Origin of the sequence: Streptomyces aureus, assembly GCF_000725495.1 — a bacterium.
Classification (GTDB): domain Bacteria; phylum Actinomycetota; class Actinomycetes; order Streptomycetales; family Streptomycetaceae; genus Streptomyces; species Streptomyces aureus_B.
Map to the genome: position 1 here is coordinate 26,488 of NZ_JNZD01000042.1, position 17,622 is coordinate 44,109.

General features: G+C 71.3%; 14 protein-coding genes and 1 pseudogene. 4 read left to right on the forward strand and 11 right to left on the reverse strand.

Annotated features, from left to right (window positions below; genetic code table 11):
* The first annotated feature begins 90 nt into the window (after positions 1-90).
* Positions 91-852 (forward strand): dienelactone hydrolase family protein, encoded by a 762-nt coding sequence (locus IO36_RS33725; RefSeq protein ID WP_037625641.1) that lies wholly within the window; start codon positions 91-93, stop codon positions 850-852.
* Positions 853-1,057: 205 nt separating this feature from the next.
* Here the strand turns inward: IO36_RS33725 and IO36_RS33730 are convergent, their stop codons facing one another.
* Positions 1,058-2,020: a LysR family transcriptional regulator gene (locus IO36_RS33730; protein ID WP_037625643.1), complete on the reverse strand. Its 963-nt coding sequence runs from the start codon at positions 2,018-2,020 to the stop codon at positions 1,058-1,060.
* A 62-nt stretch (positions 2,021-2,082) separates the two neighbouring features.
* Here IO36_RS33730 and IO36_RS33735 point away from each other — a divergent pair, with 62 nt between their 5' ends.
* Together IO36_RS33735 and IO36_RS33740 are read left to right on the forward strand one after the other, a co-directional pair.
* A complete protein-coding gene (locus IO36_RS33735; RefSeq protein ID WP_037625645.1) occupies positions 2,083-3,372 on the forward strand; it encodes an MFS transporter in 1,290 nt (429 codons plus the stop codon).
* Positions 3,373-3,692: 320 nt separating this feature from the next.
* The gene (locus tag IO36_RS33740) at positions 3,693-4,769 is read left to right on the forward strand and encodes a sigma-70 family RNA polymerase sigma factor (protein WP_078943611.1); all 1,077 of its coding nucleotides are present in this window, start codon (positions 3,693-3,695) and stop codon (positions 4,767-4,769) included.
* A gap of 39 nt (positions 4,770-4,808) precedes the next feature.
* Here IO36_RS33740 and IO36_RS48600 read toward each other — a convergent pair.
* Positions 4,809-5,048 (reverse strand): annotated as a pseudogene (locus tag IO36_RS48600) (STAS domain-containing protein); the annotation flags it as partial.
* Positions 5,049-5,182: 134 nt separating this feature from the next.
* Here IO36_RS48600 and IO36_RS33745 point away from each other — a divergent pair.
* Positions 5,183-6,103, forward strand: a complete 921-nt coding sequence (locus IO36_RS33745) for an AEC family transporter (protein ID WP_037625647.1) — start codon at positions 5,183-5,185, stop codon at positions 6,101-6,103.
* Between the two features lie 56 nt (positions 6,104-6,159).
* Here the strand turns inward: IO36_RS33745 and IO36_RS33750 are convergent, their stop codons facing one another.
* From IO36_RS33750 to pstB, 9 genes are all read right to left on the reverse strand, one after another.
* On the reverse strand, positions 6,160-7,443 hold the full coding sequence (locus tag IO36_RS33750) for a thymidine phosphorylase (RefSeq protein ID WP_037625649.1): 1,284 nt from the start codon (positions 7,441-7,443) through the stop codon (positions 6,160-6,162).
* Positions 7,444-7,508: 65 nt separating this feature from the next.
* A complete protein-coding gene (locus IO36_RS33755; protein WP_037625652.1) occupies positions 7,509-7,922 on the reverse strand; it encodes a cytidine deaminase in 414 nt (137 codons plus the stop codon).
* Positions 7,919-9,184 carry an ABC transporter permease gene (locus IO36_RS33760; protein WP_037625654.1) on the reverse strand — a complete coding sequence of 422 codons (1,266 nt, stop codon included), beginning with the start codon at positions 9,182-9,184 and terminating at the stop codon, positions 7,919-7,921. The genes IO36_RS33755 and IO36_RS33760 overlap by 4 nt, the downstream gene beginning before the upstream one ends.
* Positions 9,181-10,305, reverse strand: a complete 1,125-nt coding sequence (locus IO36_RS33765; protein ID WP_037625656.1) for an ABC transporter permease — start codon at positions 10,303-10,305, stop codon at positions 9,181-9,183. Before IO36_RS33765 ends, IO36_RS33760 begins: the two co-directional genes overlap by 4 nt.
* Positions 10,305-11,999, reverse strand: coding sequence for an ABC transporter ATP-binding protein (locus IO36_RS33770; RefSeq protein WP_051901155.1), 1,695 nt, complete (start codon positions 11,997-11,999; stop codon positions 10,305-10,307). The genes IO36_RS33765 and IO36_RS33770 overlap by 1 nt, the downstream gene beginning before the upstream one ends.
* A gap of 243 nt (positions 12,000-12,242) precedes the next feature.
* Entirely contained in the window at positions 12,243-13,295 is a 1,053-nt protein-coding gene (locus IO36_RS33775; RefSeq protein WP_037625660.1) for a BMP family lipoprotein, read from the reverse strand.
* A gap of 105 nt (positions 13,296-13,400) precedes the next feature.
* Positions 13,401-14,597 carry a BMP family lipoprotein gene (locus IO36_RS33780; protein WP_245173581.1) on the reverse strand — a complete coding sequence of 399 codons (1,197 nt, stop codon included), beginning with the start codon at positions 14,595-14,597 and terminating at the stop codon, positions 13,401-13,403.
* Between the two features lie 366 nt (positions 14,598-14,963).
* On the reverse strand, positions 14,964-16,190 hold the full coding sequence (locus tag IO36_RS33785) for a M20 family metallopeptidase (protein WP_037625662.1): 1,227 nt from the start codon (positions 16,188-16,190) through the stop codon (positions 14,964-14,966).
* 357 nt (positions 16,191-16,547) lie between these two features.
* On the reverse strand, positions 16,548-17,471 hold the full coding sequence (gene pstB / locus IO36_RS33790) for a phosphate ABC transporter ATP-binding protein PstB (protein ID WP_037625678.1): 924 nt from the start codon (positions 17,469-17,471) through the stop codon (positions 16,548-16,550).
* Between the last annotated feature and the right edge of the window lie 151 nt (positions 17,472-17,622).

Here is a 17,622-nt window from a genome sequence, read left to right on the forward strand (position 1 = left end):
CGTAGATCTCCTGTTGTACGCATCCGCCGATATGTAACGGTGACCGTGCGGACGGGTGGCGTACACCCTTGCTTCTGACACTGTTCTGTCATGGCACAGCAAGCGACGCCGGTCCGCACGGCCCGGCTGGGGAGGTCGCTCGGCCCGGAGCCGACGGCGGTCAGCGGAGTGGTCCTCCTGCTTCCGGGCGGCGAGGAGAGCTCGGCCCGAAGACCCTCACCCATGATGGCGACCGCCTCCGTACGGACGCTCGGGCGCCGGCTGGCCCGCGCCGGACGCGCGGAAGGCCTGGTCACGCACGTGGTGCACTACCGGGTCCGCGGCTGGAACGGCAGCGAGGCGCATCTCGCGGCCGACGCGTCCTGGGCCGCGGACGAGGTCGTCCGCCGCTACGGCGACGTGCCCGTGTGCCTGGCCGGCGTCGACATGGGCGGCCGGGCGGCCCTGCGCGCCGGCGGGCATTCCGCCGTCAACTCCGTGCTGGCGCTGGCGCCCTGGCTGCCCGAGGACGATGTCGCCGCGCCACCCGAACCGGTGAAACAGCTGGCCGGGCGGCGGGTGCTGATCGTGCACGGCACCAACGACTCCCGTACCGACCCGGAGTTGTCCTTCCGGCTCGCGTCCCGGGCGAAGAAGGCCAACCGCGGCATCTGCCGCTTCGAGGTCCACTCGGACGGGCACGCGCTGCACCAGCACCGGCACGAAGTGCACGCCCTCGCAGAGGACTTCGTGATGGGCTCGCTGTTCGGGCACTCCTACTCCCGCCCGGTCGAGGACGCCTTCGCCGCGCCGCCGCCGCTGGGCCTGCGGATGCCGCTCGCGGCGGGCTTCGGGCAGTCGCTGCGGCGCTAGGGCCTGTTCGCGGGCCCTGGAGTGGGCCCGTTCGCGGGCCCGTTCGCGGGCCCGTTCGGCTGTCGCGTCCGGCGGGCTGTCCAGCTCGGTCGTCCGGCGGGCTGCCCGGCTCGGTCGTCCGGCGGGCTGCCCGGCGAGGTGGGTGGCGGACGGCCCGGCGAGGTCGGGTGGCGGACGGCCCGGCGAAGTCGGGTGGCGGATGCGCTCAGTCGGGCAGCAGGTGGCCGCGGCGGGAGAGCAGGAACTTCTTGAAGGCGGCCACCGGCGGGGTGTCCGGACGTCCGTCCAGCCAGGCCACCCCGATCTCGCGCACGGCGCGCGGCGCGGTGACCGAGAGTTCGGCGACTCCCGGACGGGCGACGGCCGGTGGCGGCAGCAGGGCGACCCCGAGGCCGGCGGCGACCAGGCCCCGGAGCGTCTCCGCCTCCTCCCCCTCGAAGGCGATCCGCGGCCGGAACCCCGCCTCCTGGCACAGGTCGTCGGTGATGCGGCGCATCCCGTAGCCGGGTTCCAGGGTCACGAAGGTCTCGTCGGCGGCCTCGGCCAGACGGATGCGCCGGCGCGCGGCGAGCCGGTGGTCGGCGGGCACGACCAGACGGAGCTTCTGCTCGTCGAGCCGGCGACCCACCAGATCGGGCGCGTCCGGCACGGGCGAGGTCAGACACAGGTCCAGCTCGCCCGACCGCAGCCGTTCCAGCATGGCCTCGCCGTAGTTCTGCACGAGGCTGAAGCGGATGCCCGGGTGATCGGCGCGGAACGCGCGGATCAGCCCCGGCACCGTCTCCGAGCCCATCGTGTGCAAAAAGCCGAAGGCGACCTTGCCGGTGGCCGGGTCGGCGTCCGCGCGCACCTCCTCGGCGGCCCGCTCGACCTCGGCGAGCGCCCGTTCCACGGAGGACAGGAAGGTGCGGCCGGCGGGGGTCAGCGAGACCGTCCGGCCGTGGCGCGCGAACAGGTCCACGCCCAGGTCCTGTTCGAGCCGGACCATGGCCCGGGACAGGGTCGACTGGGGAACGCCCATCTGCTCGGCGGCCCGGGTGACGTGCTCGGTACGGGCGACACCGGCGAAGTACGCCAGCCGCGGGGCGAGCAGTCGCGCGAAGTGCGCACCGTCTTCTGTGTCACTGAACGGTGACAGGTGAGCCTCTGACCTCTGCTGATGCGCCATGGGAACGATTATGGCGATTCCATGCATTGGACGGATGAAAGAAGGGTGCCTACGTTCGGGGTATGCCTTCCGCCAGTACCGGGGCGCCCGTCACCACGGGCGCCGCCGTCCCCGCCGCCGCCGTCCCCGTCCCCACCGACTCCCGCATGGCCCCCGGCGGGCCCGGCTACCGCCGGATGAGCTTCGCGCTCTTCCTCGCGGGCGTCGCGACCTTCGCGCTCCTCTACTCCACCCAGGCCCTGCTCCCGCTGCTCTCCTCGGACTTCGGGGTCAGCGCGGGCGGCGCGAGCTGGACGGTGTCGGCGGCGACGGGCGGGCTCGCGCTGTTCGTCCTGCCGATGAGCGCCCTGTCGGAGCGCTTCGGACGGCGTACGGTCATGACGGCGTCCCTGGCGGTGGCGGTCGCCGTCGGTCTGCTGGTCCCCTTCGCGCCGTCGATCGGCGCCCTGGTGGCGCTGCGGGCGGTCCAGGGCGCGGCGCTGGCGGGACTCCCGGCGTCGGCGACGGCCTACCTGGCGGAGGAGGTCCGCCCCAAGGCGCTGATCACCGCGATCGGTCTGTTCGTCGCGGGCAACAGCGTCGGCGGGATGAGCGGCCGCATCGTCACCGGCTGGGTGGCGCAGGAGTGGGGCTGGCGGGTGGCCGTCGGCACGATCGGGCTGATCGCCGTGGTCTGCGCGGTGGCCTTCCGGCTGCTGCTGCCCGCGCCGCGGCACTTCACTCCGGGTTCGCTGCGGCCCCGCGTGCTGGTCCGCACGGTCCGCGATCATCTGGCGAACCCGCTGCTGTGCCGGCTGTACGCGATCGGCGCGCTGTTCATGATGGTGTTCGGCGGGGTCTACACGGTCATCGGCTACCGACTCGGCGAGGCGCCCTTCTCGCTCCCGCAGGGCGTCGTCGGCTCGGTCTTCCTGGTCTATCTGGTCGGCACGGTGTCGGCGTCGACGGCGGGCCGGCTGGCCGGGCGCCTCGGCCGCCGCGGCTCCCTCTACGTGGCGGGCGCGACCACGACCGCCGGTCTGCTGCTGTCCCTCGCCGGCTCCCTGGTGCTGGTCCTGCTCGGCCTGGTCCTGATCACCGCCGGCTTCTTCGCGGGCCACGCGGTGGCGTCCTCCTCGGTCAGCCACACCGCGCAGCAGGGACGGGCGCAGGCCTCGGCCCTCTACCAGTCCGCGTACTACATCGGCTCCAGCGCCGGCAGCACGCTGGGCGCGGTCGCCTTCCACGCGGGCGGCTGGGCGGGCACGGTGGCCATGGGGCTGTTCGCGGTGCTGGGCGTCGTCTCGGTCACCCTGTTCGGCTCCCGGGCGGCCCGCACCGCGGCCCGCCGCGTGCCCGCACCGGCCCACTGAGGTCCCGACGGCCCTGACGCCGAGAGTCCGCTCCGGGGCCTGAGCCCCCACCGCCGAGGGCCCGCTCCGGGTCATCGCGCCCCACCGCCGAGAACCCGCTCCCGGTGCCGAGCATCCGCCTCCGAGAGCCCGCTCCCGGCCGCCGAGCACCCTCCGCCGAGGGCCCAGCAGATCCACCGGGCCCTCGGCGCTCTCGTGAACACCCCCGGCGACCTGCCGTTTCGTCCGCTCCGGGGGCCATTGTCAGTGGGCTGCGGTAGCTTCCGAAGTGCCGGCGCGACGACGCGCGGAGCGGGAACAGCCACAGGGGTGGGTTGGCGATGAGCGAGGGTACGGCGACGACGGCGGACCTGGACGTCCGGCTGGAGAAGCACCGGGTCGAGCTGACCGGGTACTGCTACCGCATGCTGGGTTCGTCCTTCGAGGCCGAGGACGCGGTGCAGGACACGATGGTCCGGGCCTGGCGCAGCTACGACAAGTTCGAGGGCCGTTCCTCCCTGCGCTCCTGGCTGTACCGGATCGCGACGAACGTCTGCCTGGACATGCTCAACGCGGGCAACCGGAGGGCTCGTCCCATGGATCTCACCGCTCCCTCGCCGCTCGCCCAGGCCGCGCTCACCCCGCGCCCGGACAACACCTGGCTGGAGCCCGTGCCGGACGCCCGCGTGCTGCCGACGACCGCCGACCCGGCGGAGGCCGCGGTCGCCAAGGAATCGGTGCGCCTCGCCTTCATGGCGGCCCTCCAGCAGCTGCCGCCCAAGCAGCGCGCGGTCCTGATCCTGCGCGAGGTCCTCGCGTGGCGGGCGAGCGAGGTCGCCGAGCTGCTCGGCACCACGGTCGCCTCGGTGAACAGCGCGCTCCAGCGGGCCCGCGCCACCCTCGCGGACAACGCCGGGGCGGACGCGGACGCGGCCGTCTCCGATCCGCTCGACGAGGAGCAGCAGAAGCTCCTGGAGCGCTATGTGGCGGCCTTCGAGGGGTACGACATGACGGCGCTGACGGCCCTCCTGCACGAGGACGCGGTCATGACGATGCCGCCGTTCGACCTGTGGCTGCGAGGCCCGGTCGACATCACCGGCTTCATGACGACGCTGGGCGCGGCCTGTGCCGGTTCGCGTCTGATTCCGGTCGAGGTCAACGGCCTGCCGGGCTTCGCCCAGTACAAGCCGGACGAGGACGGGTCGGGCTTCACGGCCTGGGCGGTGCAGGCGCTGGAGATCTCAAAGGGCCGCATCGCCGGGTTCCACTGCTTCCTGGACACGGCCCGCTGGTTCCCGCTCTTCGGGCTGCCGCTGCGTCTCGACGGGTCCGGGCAGGCCGTGGTTCCCGCCGGGACGGGAGGGGTCGGGGCCGGCGCCGTCGCAGGTCTCGAAGCGGAGGCCGACGAGATCGAGTAGGGCCCGCAGCGCCGGGTCGGCGCCACGCAGCCGTATCCGGCCGCCCGCCCGGCGTGCCGTCAGCTCCATGCGCGCCAGCGCGTCGACGGCGGTGAGGCCGGGCGGCCCGAGGCCCGAGCAGTCGCAGACCACGACGCCGGCGCCGCCGGCGCCGATCCGCGCCCGGACAGCCTCGCAGAGCCGGGGCACCTCGTCCCGGGTGACGAGTCCTGGCAGCACGAGCACGGCCGGTTCAGCGAAGTCCACGGTCAGTAGACCGCCCGCCGCCCCCGAACTCATCGCGGCCGGCGCGGAAGATCACATTGACCCGCACCCGCTCCGCCCCCTTGGGTTGGATGCATGCCCCATGAACCGGTTCCGCCGCCGATATCCGACGCCCTCGCGACCGGCTTCCCGCCCGCCGGGAGCGTGCCGTGCAGGGGGTGCTGACGGGCTTCGCGGTCATCGCCGTCGTCATCGGCGCCGGCTACGTCATCGGAAGGCGGGGGCATCTCGGGGACAACGGGCGAGAGGTGCTGACGAGGCTCGCCTTCCACGTGGCCTCACCCGCGCTGCTGTTCACGACGCTCGCGGGGGCCGACCTGTCGGTCGTGTTCTCCAGCCGGCTGCTGGTCACCGCGATGAGCACGGCCGCCGCGGCCGGGGTGTTCGTCACGGTGGGGGTCCTGCGGGGCTGGGGCCTGGGCAGGACGACGATCGGCGCGCTCTGCTCCAGCTACGTCAACTCCGGCAACCTCGGCATCCCGATCGCCGTGTACGTGCTGGGCGACGCCTCGCTGGTGGCGCCCGTGCTGCTGTTCCAGCAGATCATGGTCACGCCGATCGCCCTGACCGTTCTGGACCTGTCGGGTGCGGGCGAGAAGGGGCCGCTGTGGCGGCGGCTGATGGCACCGCTGCGCAATCCCATCGCGGTCGGCTCCCTGAGCGGGGTCGCGGTCTCGGCCTCCGGTCTGACCGTTCCGGGTCCGATCCTGGAACCGCTCCGGCTGATCGGCGGCATGTCGGTGCCCGCGGTCCTGCTGGCCTTCGGGATCTCGCTGTGCGGCAGCGCCCTGCCGGGCCGCGGCTCGGACCGGGGCTCGGTCCTGCTGTCGGTCGTGCTGAAGGCCGTGGGGCAGCCGCTGGCCGCCTGGGCACTGGCCGTCGGCGTGTTCGGCCTCGGTGGCGCGCCGCTGCTGGACGTGGTGGTGACCTCGGCGCTGCCGGCCGCGCAGAACCTGTTCACCTACGCCTCCCGCTACCGGACCGGCGAGTCCCTGGCCCGCGAGTCGATCCTGCTGTCGACGATCCTGGCCGTGCCGGTGCTCGTGGTGGTCGCGGCCCTGCTCGGGTGAGACGCCGACGGGGACCGGCGCACAGGCGCCGGTCCCCGTCGTGGGCCGCGTCGGGATCAGGCGATGCGGTCCAGGACGATCGGCGCGGCCTTGAAGTCCGTGCCGGCCGCGGCGATGTCGTACGAGCCCTCGACGGCCTGGAGGGCGTAGTCGAAGCGGTCCGGGGTGTCGGTGTGCAGGGTCAGCAGGGGCTGGCCCGCGGTCACCGTGTCACCCGGCTTGGCGTGCAGCTCGACACCGGCGCCGGCCTGCACCGGGTCCTCCTTGCGGGCGCGTCCGGCGCCCAGGCGCCAGGCGGCGATCCCGATGTCGTACGCGTCCAGGCGGGTCAGCACGCCGGAGGCCGGGGCGCTCACGACGTGGGTCTCGCGCGCGGTGGGCAGCGCGGCGTCCGGGTCACCGCCCTGGGCGGCGATCATGCGGCGCCACACGTCCATCGCGGAGCCGTCGGCAAGGGCCTTCGCCGGGTCGGCGTCCTTGATGCCGGCCGCGTCGAGCATCTCGCGCGCCAGGGCGACGGTGAGCTCGACGACGTCGGCGGGGCCGCCGCCGGCGAGGACCTCGACCGACTCGCGGACCTCCAGGGCGTTGCCCGCGGTCAGACCGAGCGGCGTGGACATGTCGGTGAGGAGCGCGACGGTCCGCACCCCGTGGTCGGTGCCGAGGCCCACCATGGTGGAGGCCAGCTCACGGGCGTCCTCGATGGTCTTCATGAAGGCGCCGGTGCCGACCTTCACGTCCAGGACCAGGGAGCCGGTGCCCTCGGCGATCTTCTTGGACATGATCGAGGAGGCGATGAGCGGGATCGCCTCGACGGTGCCGGTGACGTCACGGAGCGCGTAGAGCTTCTTGTCGGCCGGGGCGAGCCCGTCGCCGGCCGCGCAGATGACCGCGCCCGTGGTGTCGAGGACGTGCAGCATCTCCTCGTTGGACAGCAGCGCGCGCCAGCCCGGGATGGACTCCAGCTTGTCCAGGGTGCCGCCGGTGTGGCCGAGGCCGCGCCCGGAGAGCTGGGGAACCGCGGCACCGCAGGCGGCGACGAGCGGGGCCAGCGGGAGGGTGATCTTGTCGCCGACGCCGCCGGTGGAGTGCTTGTCGGCGGTGGGACGGGACAGGGAGGAGAACTCCATGCGCTCGCCCGAGGCGATCATCGCGGCCGTCCAGCGGGCGATCTCACGGCGGTTCATGCCGTTGAGCAGGATCGCCATGTTGAGGGCGGCCATCTGGTAGTCGGCGACCTCGCCGCGGGTGTACGCGTCGATGACCCAGTCGATCTGCTGGTCGCTGAGTTCGGCGCGGTCCCGCTTGGTGCGGATGACGGAGACGGCGTCCATGGCCATGGAGTTCCTTCCGGAAGATGAGCGGCCCCTCCCCGGCGTCAGCCGGTCGGAGGGGCCGCGGGGCATTACTTGGTGAGATGGCCCGGCCCGAAGGCCTGCGGCAGCATCTCGGAGAGGGGCACGAGCCCCAGCGGGGTCTCCAGGATCAGCTCCGCCCCGCCGAACTCGAACAGCAGCTGCCGGCAGCGTCCGCACGGGACGAGGATCTCGCCCTGCCCGTCGACGCACGTGAAGTGCGTCAGCCGGCCGCCTCCGGTGGCCCGCAGTTCGGAGACCAGACCGCACTCGGCGCACAGGCCGAGGCCGTAGGAGGCGTTCTCGACGTTGCAGCCGGAGACGATCCGGCCGTCGTCGACGCGGGCGGCGGCGCCGACCGGGAAGTCCGAGTAGGGGGCGTACGCGCGGGTCATCGCGGTACGGGCCACCTCCCGCAGTTCCTCCCAGTCGACCTCCGCGGCCTCCGCGCCGGCGGCTGTCACTTGCCCTGTCCCTTCCGGTACGGCAGGCCGTCCGCCTTCGGCATGCGCAGGCGCTGCGCCGACAGCGAGAGGACGAGCAGGGTGATGACGTACGGGGTGGCCGAGACGATCTGGGTCGGCACCTCGTTCGTGTTGGCGTACCAGAGAAAGACGAGGACGCCGATGACCAGGGTGACGGCGGCCGAGACGTACTTCTTCTTGACCGCGAGCCAGATCGCGCCGATGGCGAGCAGGATGGCGCCGAGCAGCAGCAGGGCGTGGACGTTCTCGGAGCCGCCGCGCAGGTTGAGGCTGTCGGTGTAGCCGAACAGTCCGGCGCCGAGCGCGAGGCCGCCGGGCATCCAGTTGCCGAAGATCATCGCCGCGAGACCGATGTAACCGCGGCCGGCCGTCTGGCCCTCCAGGTAGAAGGGGTTGGCGACCAGGGAGAGGAAGACACCGCCGAGGCCGGCGAGACCACCGGAGATGATCACCGCGATGTACTTGTACTTGTAGACGTTCACGCCGAGCGACTCGGAGGCGATCGGGTTCTCGCCGCAGGACCGCAGCCGCAGGCCGAACGGGGTGCGCCACAGGATCCACCAGGTGCCGGGGATCAGGGCGATGGCGATCAGGGTCAGCCAGGAGACGTCGGTGACCAGGCCGCCGAGCAGGCCGGCGATGTCCGAGATGAAGAACCAGCCCTTGTTGTTCAGGGTGGTGAGCCAGTCGGACAGCCCTGGCACCGTGAACTGGCCGAGGGAGTCGACCGGCGGGGACTGCTTGGCCGAGCCGCCCTGGTGGCCCACGAAGGCGATCGGCGAGAGGTAGCGGGTGATGCCGAGCGCGAGGATGTTGATGGCCACACCGGAGACGATGTGGTTGACGTTGAAGGTGACCGTGATGATCGCGTGCAGCAGGCCGCCGAGGGCGCCGCCGATGATGCCGATCACGACACCGGTCCACGGACCCCACTGGTAGCCGGCCCAGGCGCCGAACCAGGTGCCGAGGATCATCATGCCCTCGAGGCCGATGTTGACGACGCCGGAGCGCTCGGCCCACAGACCGCCGAGACCGGCGAGGCCGATCGGGACGGCCAGTTCGAGCGCGGTCGACATCTGGCTGACGTTGGTGATGCCGTCGGCGCCCGTGATGATGCGGACGATCGAGGTCAGCGCCAGGGCGCCGGCGATCACCAGCAGGAGGACGGGGAGCGACATACGGCGTCCGCCGGGAGCCGCGGGCTGTGCCGTCGGCTGGTTGACGTCGGTTGCGGTGGTCATCGGCCCGCCACCTCCTTGTCGGTGTTGTCGTTGCCGCCGAGGACGTTGCCCGCGGCGAGTTCGGCGCCCACGCGGCGCTGCTGGCGGCGCAGACCCCACTCGCGCACGGATTCGTACGAGACCACGACCGCGATCACGATCAGGCCCTGCATGATGACCGCGATCTCCTTGTCGTACCCGTGGAAGTCGAGCTCGGGCGAGGCCTTGTCGAGCCAGGCCCACAGCAGCGACGCGAAGGCGATGCCGACGGGGCTGTTGCGGCCGAGGAGCGCGATACCGATACCGAGGAAGCCGATGCCGGTGGGGAAGTTCAGGCTGTAGGTGTGGGTGTCGCCGAGCAGGATCGGCAGACCCGCGAGACCGGCGATGCCACCGGAGAGCAGCATCGCGGTCAGCACCATGCGCTTGGGGTCGACACCGCTGGCCGCGGCGGCGGACTCGGAGGCGCCGGAGGCGCGCAGGTCGAAGCCGAAGCGGGTGCGGTTGAGGACGATCCAGTAGCCGATGCCGAGGACCACGGCGAGGATGACCAGGCCGTAGATCTCGCCCGCGTCGCCCATGTTGAAGCCGGGGATCCAGCCGGACTTGTGCATCTCGCCGGTGGTGTTGTTGTTGCCGAGCTTGACGCCGAAGACGTCGGGCAGCCACAGATAGGCGATGACGGAGGTCGCGATCGCGTTCAGCATGATCGTCGCGACGACCTCGCTGACCCCTCGGGTGACCTTGAGGACACCGGCGATACCGGCCCAGAAGGCACCGGTGCAGATCGCGGTGATCATCAGCAGCGGGACCTGGAGCGCGGCCGGCAGCGCGACGTGCGCGCCGACGATCGCGGCCATCATGGCGGCGAGCTGGTACTGGCCGTCGACACCGATGTTGAACAGGTTCATCCGGAAGCCGATGGCCACCGCCAGCGCCGCGATGTAGTACAGCGAGGCCTGGTTGATGATCAGGACCTGGATGTCGGAGTACGTCGCCTGCTGGAACATGATCGTGTACGGCTCGATCGGGCTCTTGCCCGAGGCGAGCAGCACGATCGAGGTCAGCGCCACGGCGACGACGAGCGCGATGACCGGACCGGCCACCGCCAGGAGCAGGCGCTCCTTGTCGAACTTCTTCATCAGCGGGCCTCGTCTTCCGGGGCGTCCGGCGCCGGGTTCTCGGCGGGCTCTTCGAGCTCGGCCGCTTCGGCCAGCTCCTCGTTCTCCAGGTGTCCGGAGGCGGCACCGGTCATGGCCGAGCCGAGTTCCTCCGGGGTGATGGTGGCCGGGTCCGCGTCCGCGACCAGCTTGCCGTTGAAGATCACCCGGAGCGTGTCGGACAGGCCGATGAGCTCGTCCAGGTCCGCGGAGATCAGCAGGACGGCGAGTCCCTCGCGGCGCGCCGCGCGGATCTGGTCCCAGATCTGCGCCTGCGCGCCGACGTCCACACCACGGGTGGGGTGGGCGGCGATCAGGAACTTCGGCTCGTGGCTCATCTCGCGGCCGACGATCAGCTTCTGCTGGTTGCCGCCGGACAGGGAGGCCGCGGTGACGTCGATGCCGGGGGTGCGCACGTCGTACTGCTCGACGATGCGGCGGGTGTCCTGCTGGGCGCCCTTGATGTCGATCCAGAAGCCCTTGGCGTTGGGCTTCTCGGTGACGTGGCCGAGGATGCGGTTCTCCCAGAGGGGGGCCTCCAGGAGCAGGCCGTGGCGGTGGCGGTCCTCGGGGATGTAGCCGATGCCGCCCTCGCGGCGCTTGCGCGTGGACATCCCGGTGATGTCCTCGCCCAGGAAGCGGACGGCACCGGAGTCGGCCGCCTTCAGGCCGATCAGCGCGTCGATGAGCTCGGTCTGGCCGTTGCCCTCGACTCCCGCGATGCCCATGACCTCACCGGCGTGGATGGTGAAGGAGACGTGGTCGAGGACGAGCCGTACGGCGCCGCGCTCCACCTCGTCCATGAGCAGGGCCGCGGAGCCCTTGCCCATCGACACCGAGCCCTTGGCGAAGACGACCAGGTCCTCGACCTCGATCACGGCCTGGTCGGTGACCGTCGACTCGGAGGTCTCGGGCGTGGGCAGTTCGCTGCCGACCATCAGCTCGGCGAGCTGACGCGGGGTCGTCTCGGACGGAACGGCGGTGCCGACCGTCGTACCGCGCCGGATGACCGTGATGTCGTCGGCGACGGAGAGGACCTCGCCGAGCTTGTGCGAGATGAAGATGACCGACAGGCCCTCGGCCTTGAGCTCGCGGAGGTTGTCGAAGAGCGCGTCGACCTCCTGCGGCACGAGGACGGCGGTGGGCTCGTCGAGGATCAGGATGCGGGCACCGCGGAAGAGGACCTTGAGGATCTCCACGCGCTGCCGCTCGGCGACGCCGAGCTCCTCGACCAGGACGTCGGGGCGGACCCCGAGGCCGTAGCGGTCGGAGATCTCGATGATCTTGCGGCGGGCCTTGGCGCCGATCCCGTACAGCTTCTCGCTGCCGAGGGTGACGTTCTCCAGGACGGTGAGGTTGTCGGCCAGCATGAAGTGCTGGTGGACCATGCCGATGCCGCGGGCGATGGCGTCACCGGGCGACGAGAAGCTGACCTGTTCGCCGTCGACGGCGATGGTGCCCTCGTCCGGCTTCTGCATGCCGTAGAGAATCTTCATCAGCGTCGACTTGCCGGCGCCGTTCTCGCCGACGAGGGCGTGCACGGTGCCCTTGCGGACGCTGAGGTGGATGTCGTGGTTGGCCACGACGCCGGGGAATCGCTTCGTGATCCCGGCGAGTTCGACAGCGGTCGTCTGACCGTCGACCGCGCCGGCCGGAGGGCTGCTGGACGCGTTGATGGCGCACTCTCCTGAGGGAAAGGGGGTCGTCTACGCGCGTAGCGCCCCTACGGCAACGAAAGAGGTCACGTGTCGCGAGAACGGGATACGGGGAGCCAGGCTCCTCGTATCCCGTCGAGCGGACGTAACCCCGCGGTTACCAAGCGACCCCGGGGCAGAACAGGCGCCGCTCCGTGCCGGCCGGCACTGGAACTCGCCCGAACTTCCCCGGGACCGCATTGGCTGCTCCTGAGGTAACTCTCGTCAGCTGGTCTTGACCTTGATCGCACCGCTGATGATCTTCTCCTGGGCGGCCTTGACGGCGTCCTGGATCGCGGTGTTGTTCTTGAAGGCCGGGTTGGAGTCGGCCAGGCCGACCTCACCGGACTTCAGATCGCCCCGAACGATACCGCTCTCGGGCTTACCGTCCTCGACCGACTTCGCCAGGGTGTAGACCGCCTTGGCGACATCCTTGGTCGCGGAGGTCAGGATCGAGTCCTTGTACTTGGCCAGCGCCTCCTGGAGGTACTGGTCCGAGTCGACGCCGATCGCGAGGACCTTCTTGGTGGAAGCGGCCTCGATGACGCCCTGACCGGAGAGACCGGCTGCGGCGTAGACGACGTCGGCCTTCTTCTCGATCTGGCCCTCGGCGGCGGCCTTGCCCTTGTCGGGGCTGGAGAAGCCACCCTCCTGGGCCGTCTGGGTGAGGTACTGCGAGAGGACCTTGACGCCGGGCTTGGTGTCCTTGACGCCCTGCTCGAAGCCCGCGGCGAACTTGTGGATCAGCGGGACGTCCACACCACCGATGAAGCCGACCGTGTCGGTCTTCGTGGCCTTGGCGGCCGCGACACCGGCGAGGTAGGAGGCCTCCTGCTCGGAGAAGACGAGGTCCGCGACGTTCTTCGCCTCGACGGAGGAGTCGTCGACGATGCCGAACGTGGTCTTCGGGAACTTCGCGGCGGCGGCCTTGACGGCCGGGCCGTAGGCGAAGCCGACGCCGATGACCGGGTTGAAGCCCTGCTTGGCCAGCGAGACCAGGCGCTGCTCCTTGTCCGCGTCCGTCTCGCCGTCGGTGGGCTCGACGTCGGCGGTGTCGTACTTGAACTCGCCCTGGGCCTTCTTCAGGCCCTCGTACGCGGCGTCGTTGAAGGACTGGTCGCCCTTGCCGCCGACGTCGTACGCGAGCGCGAGGCCCTTGTGGCCGTCCTTGGAGTCCGAGGAGGACGAGGAGGTCGAGGTGCCGCCACAGGCGGACAGAGCGAGGGCGAGAGAGGCGGTCGCAGTGCCTGCGAGCGCGATGCGGGTAACCCGGCGCATTACATGTGCTCCTGTCGTACAGCGCCCGACGGTTCAGCTTCGGCGCTGGCTTCGCCGCAGATTAACGCGCGTAGACCAACTAGAAAACCCCTTCTGTCCACCTTGTTATGCGGCTGTGCTCGACGCCACTCGTCCCCGGGTCCCGGACGTGTCGATCGCAAAGGAGACGAGGACTTCCGGGACCCCGGACGCGGACGGACGGGGACGGACGGGGACGGCGAAGCGGGGGGGGGCGCGGGGGGGGCGCCCGCCTGCGTCTTTCTTCATTCGTTTCTGGCTTTTTTGTCGTGGTGCGGGGGCGACGGCGTCGTTCAGACCGGCGATCTCGCCCATCTTCGGGTTGCTGTCGGCGAGGCCGACACCGTTGACCTTGAGGTCGAAGGTCTGCGTGCCGGTCAGCGGCTTGCCGTCGTGGACGGACTTGGACAGCGTGTAGACCGCGCCGCCGACGTCCTTGAGCGCGGAGGTCAGGATCTTGTCCTTGTACGGGGCCAGCGCTTCCTGCTTGTACTGGTCGGAGTCGACACCGATCGCCCAGACGCCCGCCTTGGACGCGGCCTCGATGACACCCTGGCCGGAGAGACCGGCGGCGGCGTACAGGACGTCGGCGCCCTTCTCGATCTGGCCCTCGGCGGCGGCCTTGCCCTTGTCGGGGCTGGAGAAGCCACCCTCGGCGGCGGTCTGGGTCAGGTACTGCGAGAGGACCTTGACCCCGGGCTTGGTGTCCTTGACGCCCTGGGTGTAGCCGGCCTCGAACTTGTGGATCAGCGGAACGTCCACACCGCCGATGAAGCCGACCGTGTTGCTCTTGGTGGCCTTGGCGGCGGCGACACCGGCGAGGTAGGAGGACTCCTGCTCGGCGAAGACCAGGGAGGCCACGTTCTTGCCGTTGACGACCGAGTCGACGATGCCGAAGGTGGTCTTCGGGAACTTGGCGGCGGCCTTCTCCAGCGCGGGGCCGTAGGCGAAGCCGATGCCGATGACGGGGTTGTAGCCCTGCTTGGCGAGGGACTCCAGACGCTGCTGCTTGTCGGCGTCCGTCTCGTTGTCGGTGGGCTCGATGTCGGCCGTCTGGTAGCCGAACTCCTTCTTCGCCTTCTGCAGGCCCTCGTACGCCGCGTCGTTGAAGGACTGGTCGCCCTTGCCGCCGACGTCGTACGCGATGGCGAGGCCCTTGTCACCGCCGCTCGAGCTGCTGTTGCTGCTGTTGTTGTCGCTGCTGGTGCCGCCGCAGGCCGTGGCAGCGAGTGCGAGCGACGCGACCCCCACCGCGACGCGGGTCAGGCTGGCTATCCGACGCATCTGAAGTTCCCCATTCTCCAAAGCCCCGCAGTGGGTGCTGAGTTCGGCGCACATTAACGCGCGTAGACCGTCCAGGGAACGGGATTCCGCCTGGCCGTTATCCATTCGTGCCGATGGCCGGTTACGTCCTTGTGAACCAAGCGGCGCAAAGGCGTGTTCGGGGACGCAGTGCCCCCCGTTCCGTCACGCGGCGGCCCGGGGGGACGGGCCGCACGTGACGCAACGGGTGGTTCCCGCGCCACAAAGTGACATGCCGTAGAACTGCGGACCACGCTACTGCCGGGCCCCGGGGGGCGCGACCGGAGTCGCGCGTCCGTGTGAGGGGCCGCCCGCGCGGCGGCGGGAGCGGGTGACGGGGCGGGCCGGTCAGACGGCCGGGGGCTGGTCCAGGAGGGCGGCCGCGGTGAACATCTCCACGCCGACCGTGATCGCGTGCTCGTCGGCGTCGAAGTCGCCGCGGTGCAGGTCGCGGGTGGTGCGGTCGCCGGGGCGGCGCACACCGAGCCGGGCCATGGCACCGGGCACGTGCTCCAGGTACCAGGAGAAGTCCTCGCCGCCGAGGCTCTGCTCGGTGTCCTCGACGGACTGCGAACCGCGCCGGGCGGTCATGGCGTCGCGCAGCAGCTCGGTGACGGCCGGGTCGTTGACGACCGGCGGGACGCCCCGGATGTAGTTGATCTCGGACTTGGCGCGGTAGAGGTTCGCGATCTCGTCGATGGCCGCGTGGACGAGGTCCGGGGCGGCCCGCCAGGCGTCGAGGTCCAGGCAGCGGATGGTCCCGGACAGTTCGGCGTGCTGCGGGATCACGTTGCAGGCGTGACCGGACTCGATGCGTCCCCAGGTCACCGCGAGCCCGCTGCGGGCGTCCACGCGCCGGGCGACGAGGGCCGGCACGTCGGTCACGACCCGCGCGGCGGCGGTGACGAGGTCGGTGGTCAGGTGAGGGCGTGCGGTGTGGCCGCCCGCGCCGTCGAGTGACACTTCCAGCCGGTCGCACGCCGAGGTGATGGCGCCGTGCCGCAGACCGATGCGCCCCGCGTCGACCTTCGGGTCGCAGTGCACGCCGACGATCCGGCCGACGCCCTCGAGGACGCCCGACTCGATCGCGTCCGGGGCACCGCCGGGCAGGACCTCCTCGGCGGGCTGGAAGATGAGCCGCACCCGCCGGGGCAGCAGGCCCTGGGCGTGCAGGTCGGCGAGGACCAGACCGGCGCCGAGCACGACCGTCGTGTGGACGTCGTGGCCGCAGGCGTGGGCGCGGTCGGGCACGGTCGAGCGGTACGCGCAGTCACTCTTCGTGTCCGGGATGGGCAGCGCGTCGATGTCGGCGCGCAGCGCCAGCATGGGGCGTACGTCGTCCGCGTCCCCGATGTCACAGATGAGGCCGGTGCCGATGGAGAGGACCCGGGGCTTGAGGCCCGCCTGCTCCAGACGTGCCTTGATCGCCGCGGTGGTGCGGAACTCCTGGTTGCCGAGCTCCGGGTGCATGTGCAAGTCGCGGCGGAACGCGACGAGTTCGGCGCGCAGTGCCTCGGGCAGCGCGCCCGGGAGCAGCGGCTCCCCGGGGAGATCGGCCTCGGACTCTCGGGACATCAGTTGGTTCACCCTTTGAAGGGTAGGACGATCGGGCGGCCAACTGACCCACGATCAACAAAAGTTCAGCCCGTTAGGGGAAGAAAATCTGGCCGTGTGGTGCATGGTCGGCTACGGGGATGGGTAAACTCACCCGGCTCTTCGGGCGTTTGGATCTTGCACGGGTACGGGGTGACCGGCCGTGATCCTCGTCGGCGGCTGTCGTCCGCCGATGTGCGGCGGGGAACGCCCGGGGTGCCCGGGCCCGTTCCCCTTCATGGTCTCCACGGTCTCACACCAGCGCGGCCCGATCCCGGCACGGTCACCGGAGCGGACTCGATGGTCACGTTCCGTGAGGTGCGGGCCCGGGATGCCGGCTCAGCCGAACCGGCCCGCCACGTAGTCGGCGGTGCGCGGGTCCCTCGGGGTGCCGAAGATGTCGGCGGTGGGGCCGTGCTCGACGATGCCGCCCGGCGTGCCCTGCTCCGCGAGGAAGAAGGCGCACTGGTCGGAGACACGGGCGGCCTGCTGCATGTTGTGGGTGACGATGACGACGGTCACCTGGCCGGCGAGTTCGTGGATGGTCTCCTCGACGCGGCGGGTCGAGGTCGGGTCGAGGGCGGAGCAGGGTTCGTCCATCAGGAGCACCCGGGGCCGTACGGCGAGCGCGCGGGCGATGCACAGGCGCTGCTGCTGGCCGCCGGAGAGCGCGCCGCCGGGCTGCCGCAGCCGGTCCCGGACCTCCTTCCACAGGCCCGCCCGGGTCAGGCTCTCCTCGACCAGCTCGTCCTTCTCCCTGCGGCTCGTCCGGGTGCCGGTCAGGCGCAGGCCGGCGACCACGTTGTCGTAGATCGACATGGCCGGGAACGGGTTGGGCTTCTGGAAGACCATGCCGATCCGGCGCCGGGCCTCGGTCAGCCGCCGCTCGGGGGCGTAGACGTCCTCGCCGTCGAAGAGCACCTCGCCGGCCATCTGCGCGGAGGGGATCAGCTCGTGCATCCGGTTCAGGGTGCGCAGGAAGGTGGACTTGCCGCAGCCGGAGGGGCCGATCAGGGCGGTGACCTCTCCCGCGGGCATGGTGAGCGAGACGCGCTCCAGCACCAGGTGGCTGCCGAACCAGGCCGACACCTCGCGCGCGTCGAGCTCGGCGGGGGCGGTCGCCGGCCGGGCGTACGGGTACGGCGGCGCGAGGACGCCGTCCGCGGCGGCCCCGGGGTCGATGAGGGCGGTGGCGCCCGTAACGCGGTCGGTCGGGGCGGTCTCGGTCGCGGCGCTGTCACGCGCGGCGGTCGCATCGGTCACGTCGGACACCTCGGAACGATCGGGCCGGGCTCGGCAGGGTCCGGCGGGAGGGGAGGAATGGGGTGGGCAGGGGGCGGAAGGGCCGGGCAGGGGGTGCGGGTGGCCGCGTCCGGCGCGGAGGCGACCCGGGCGGGTCGGACCCGGGGGGTAC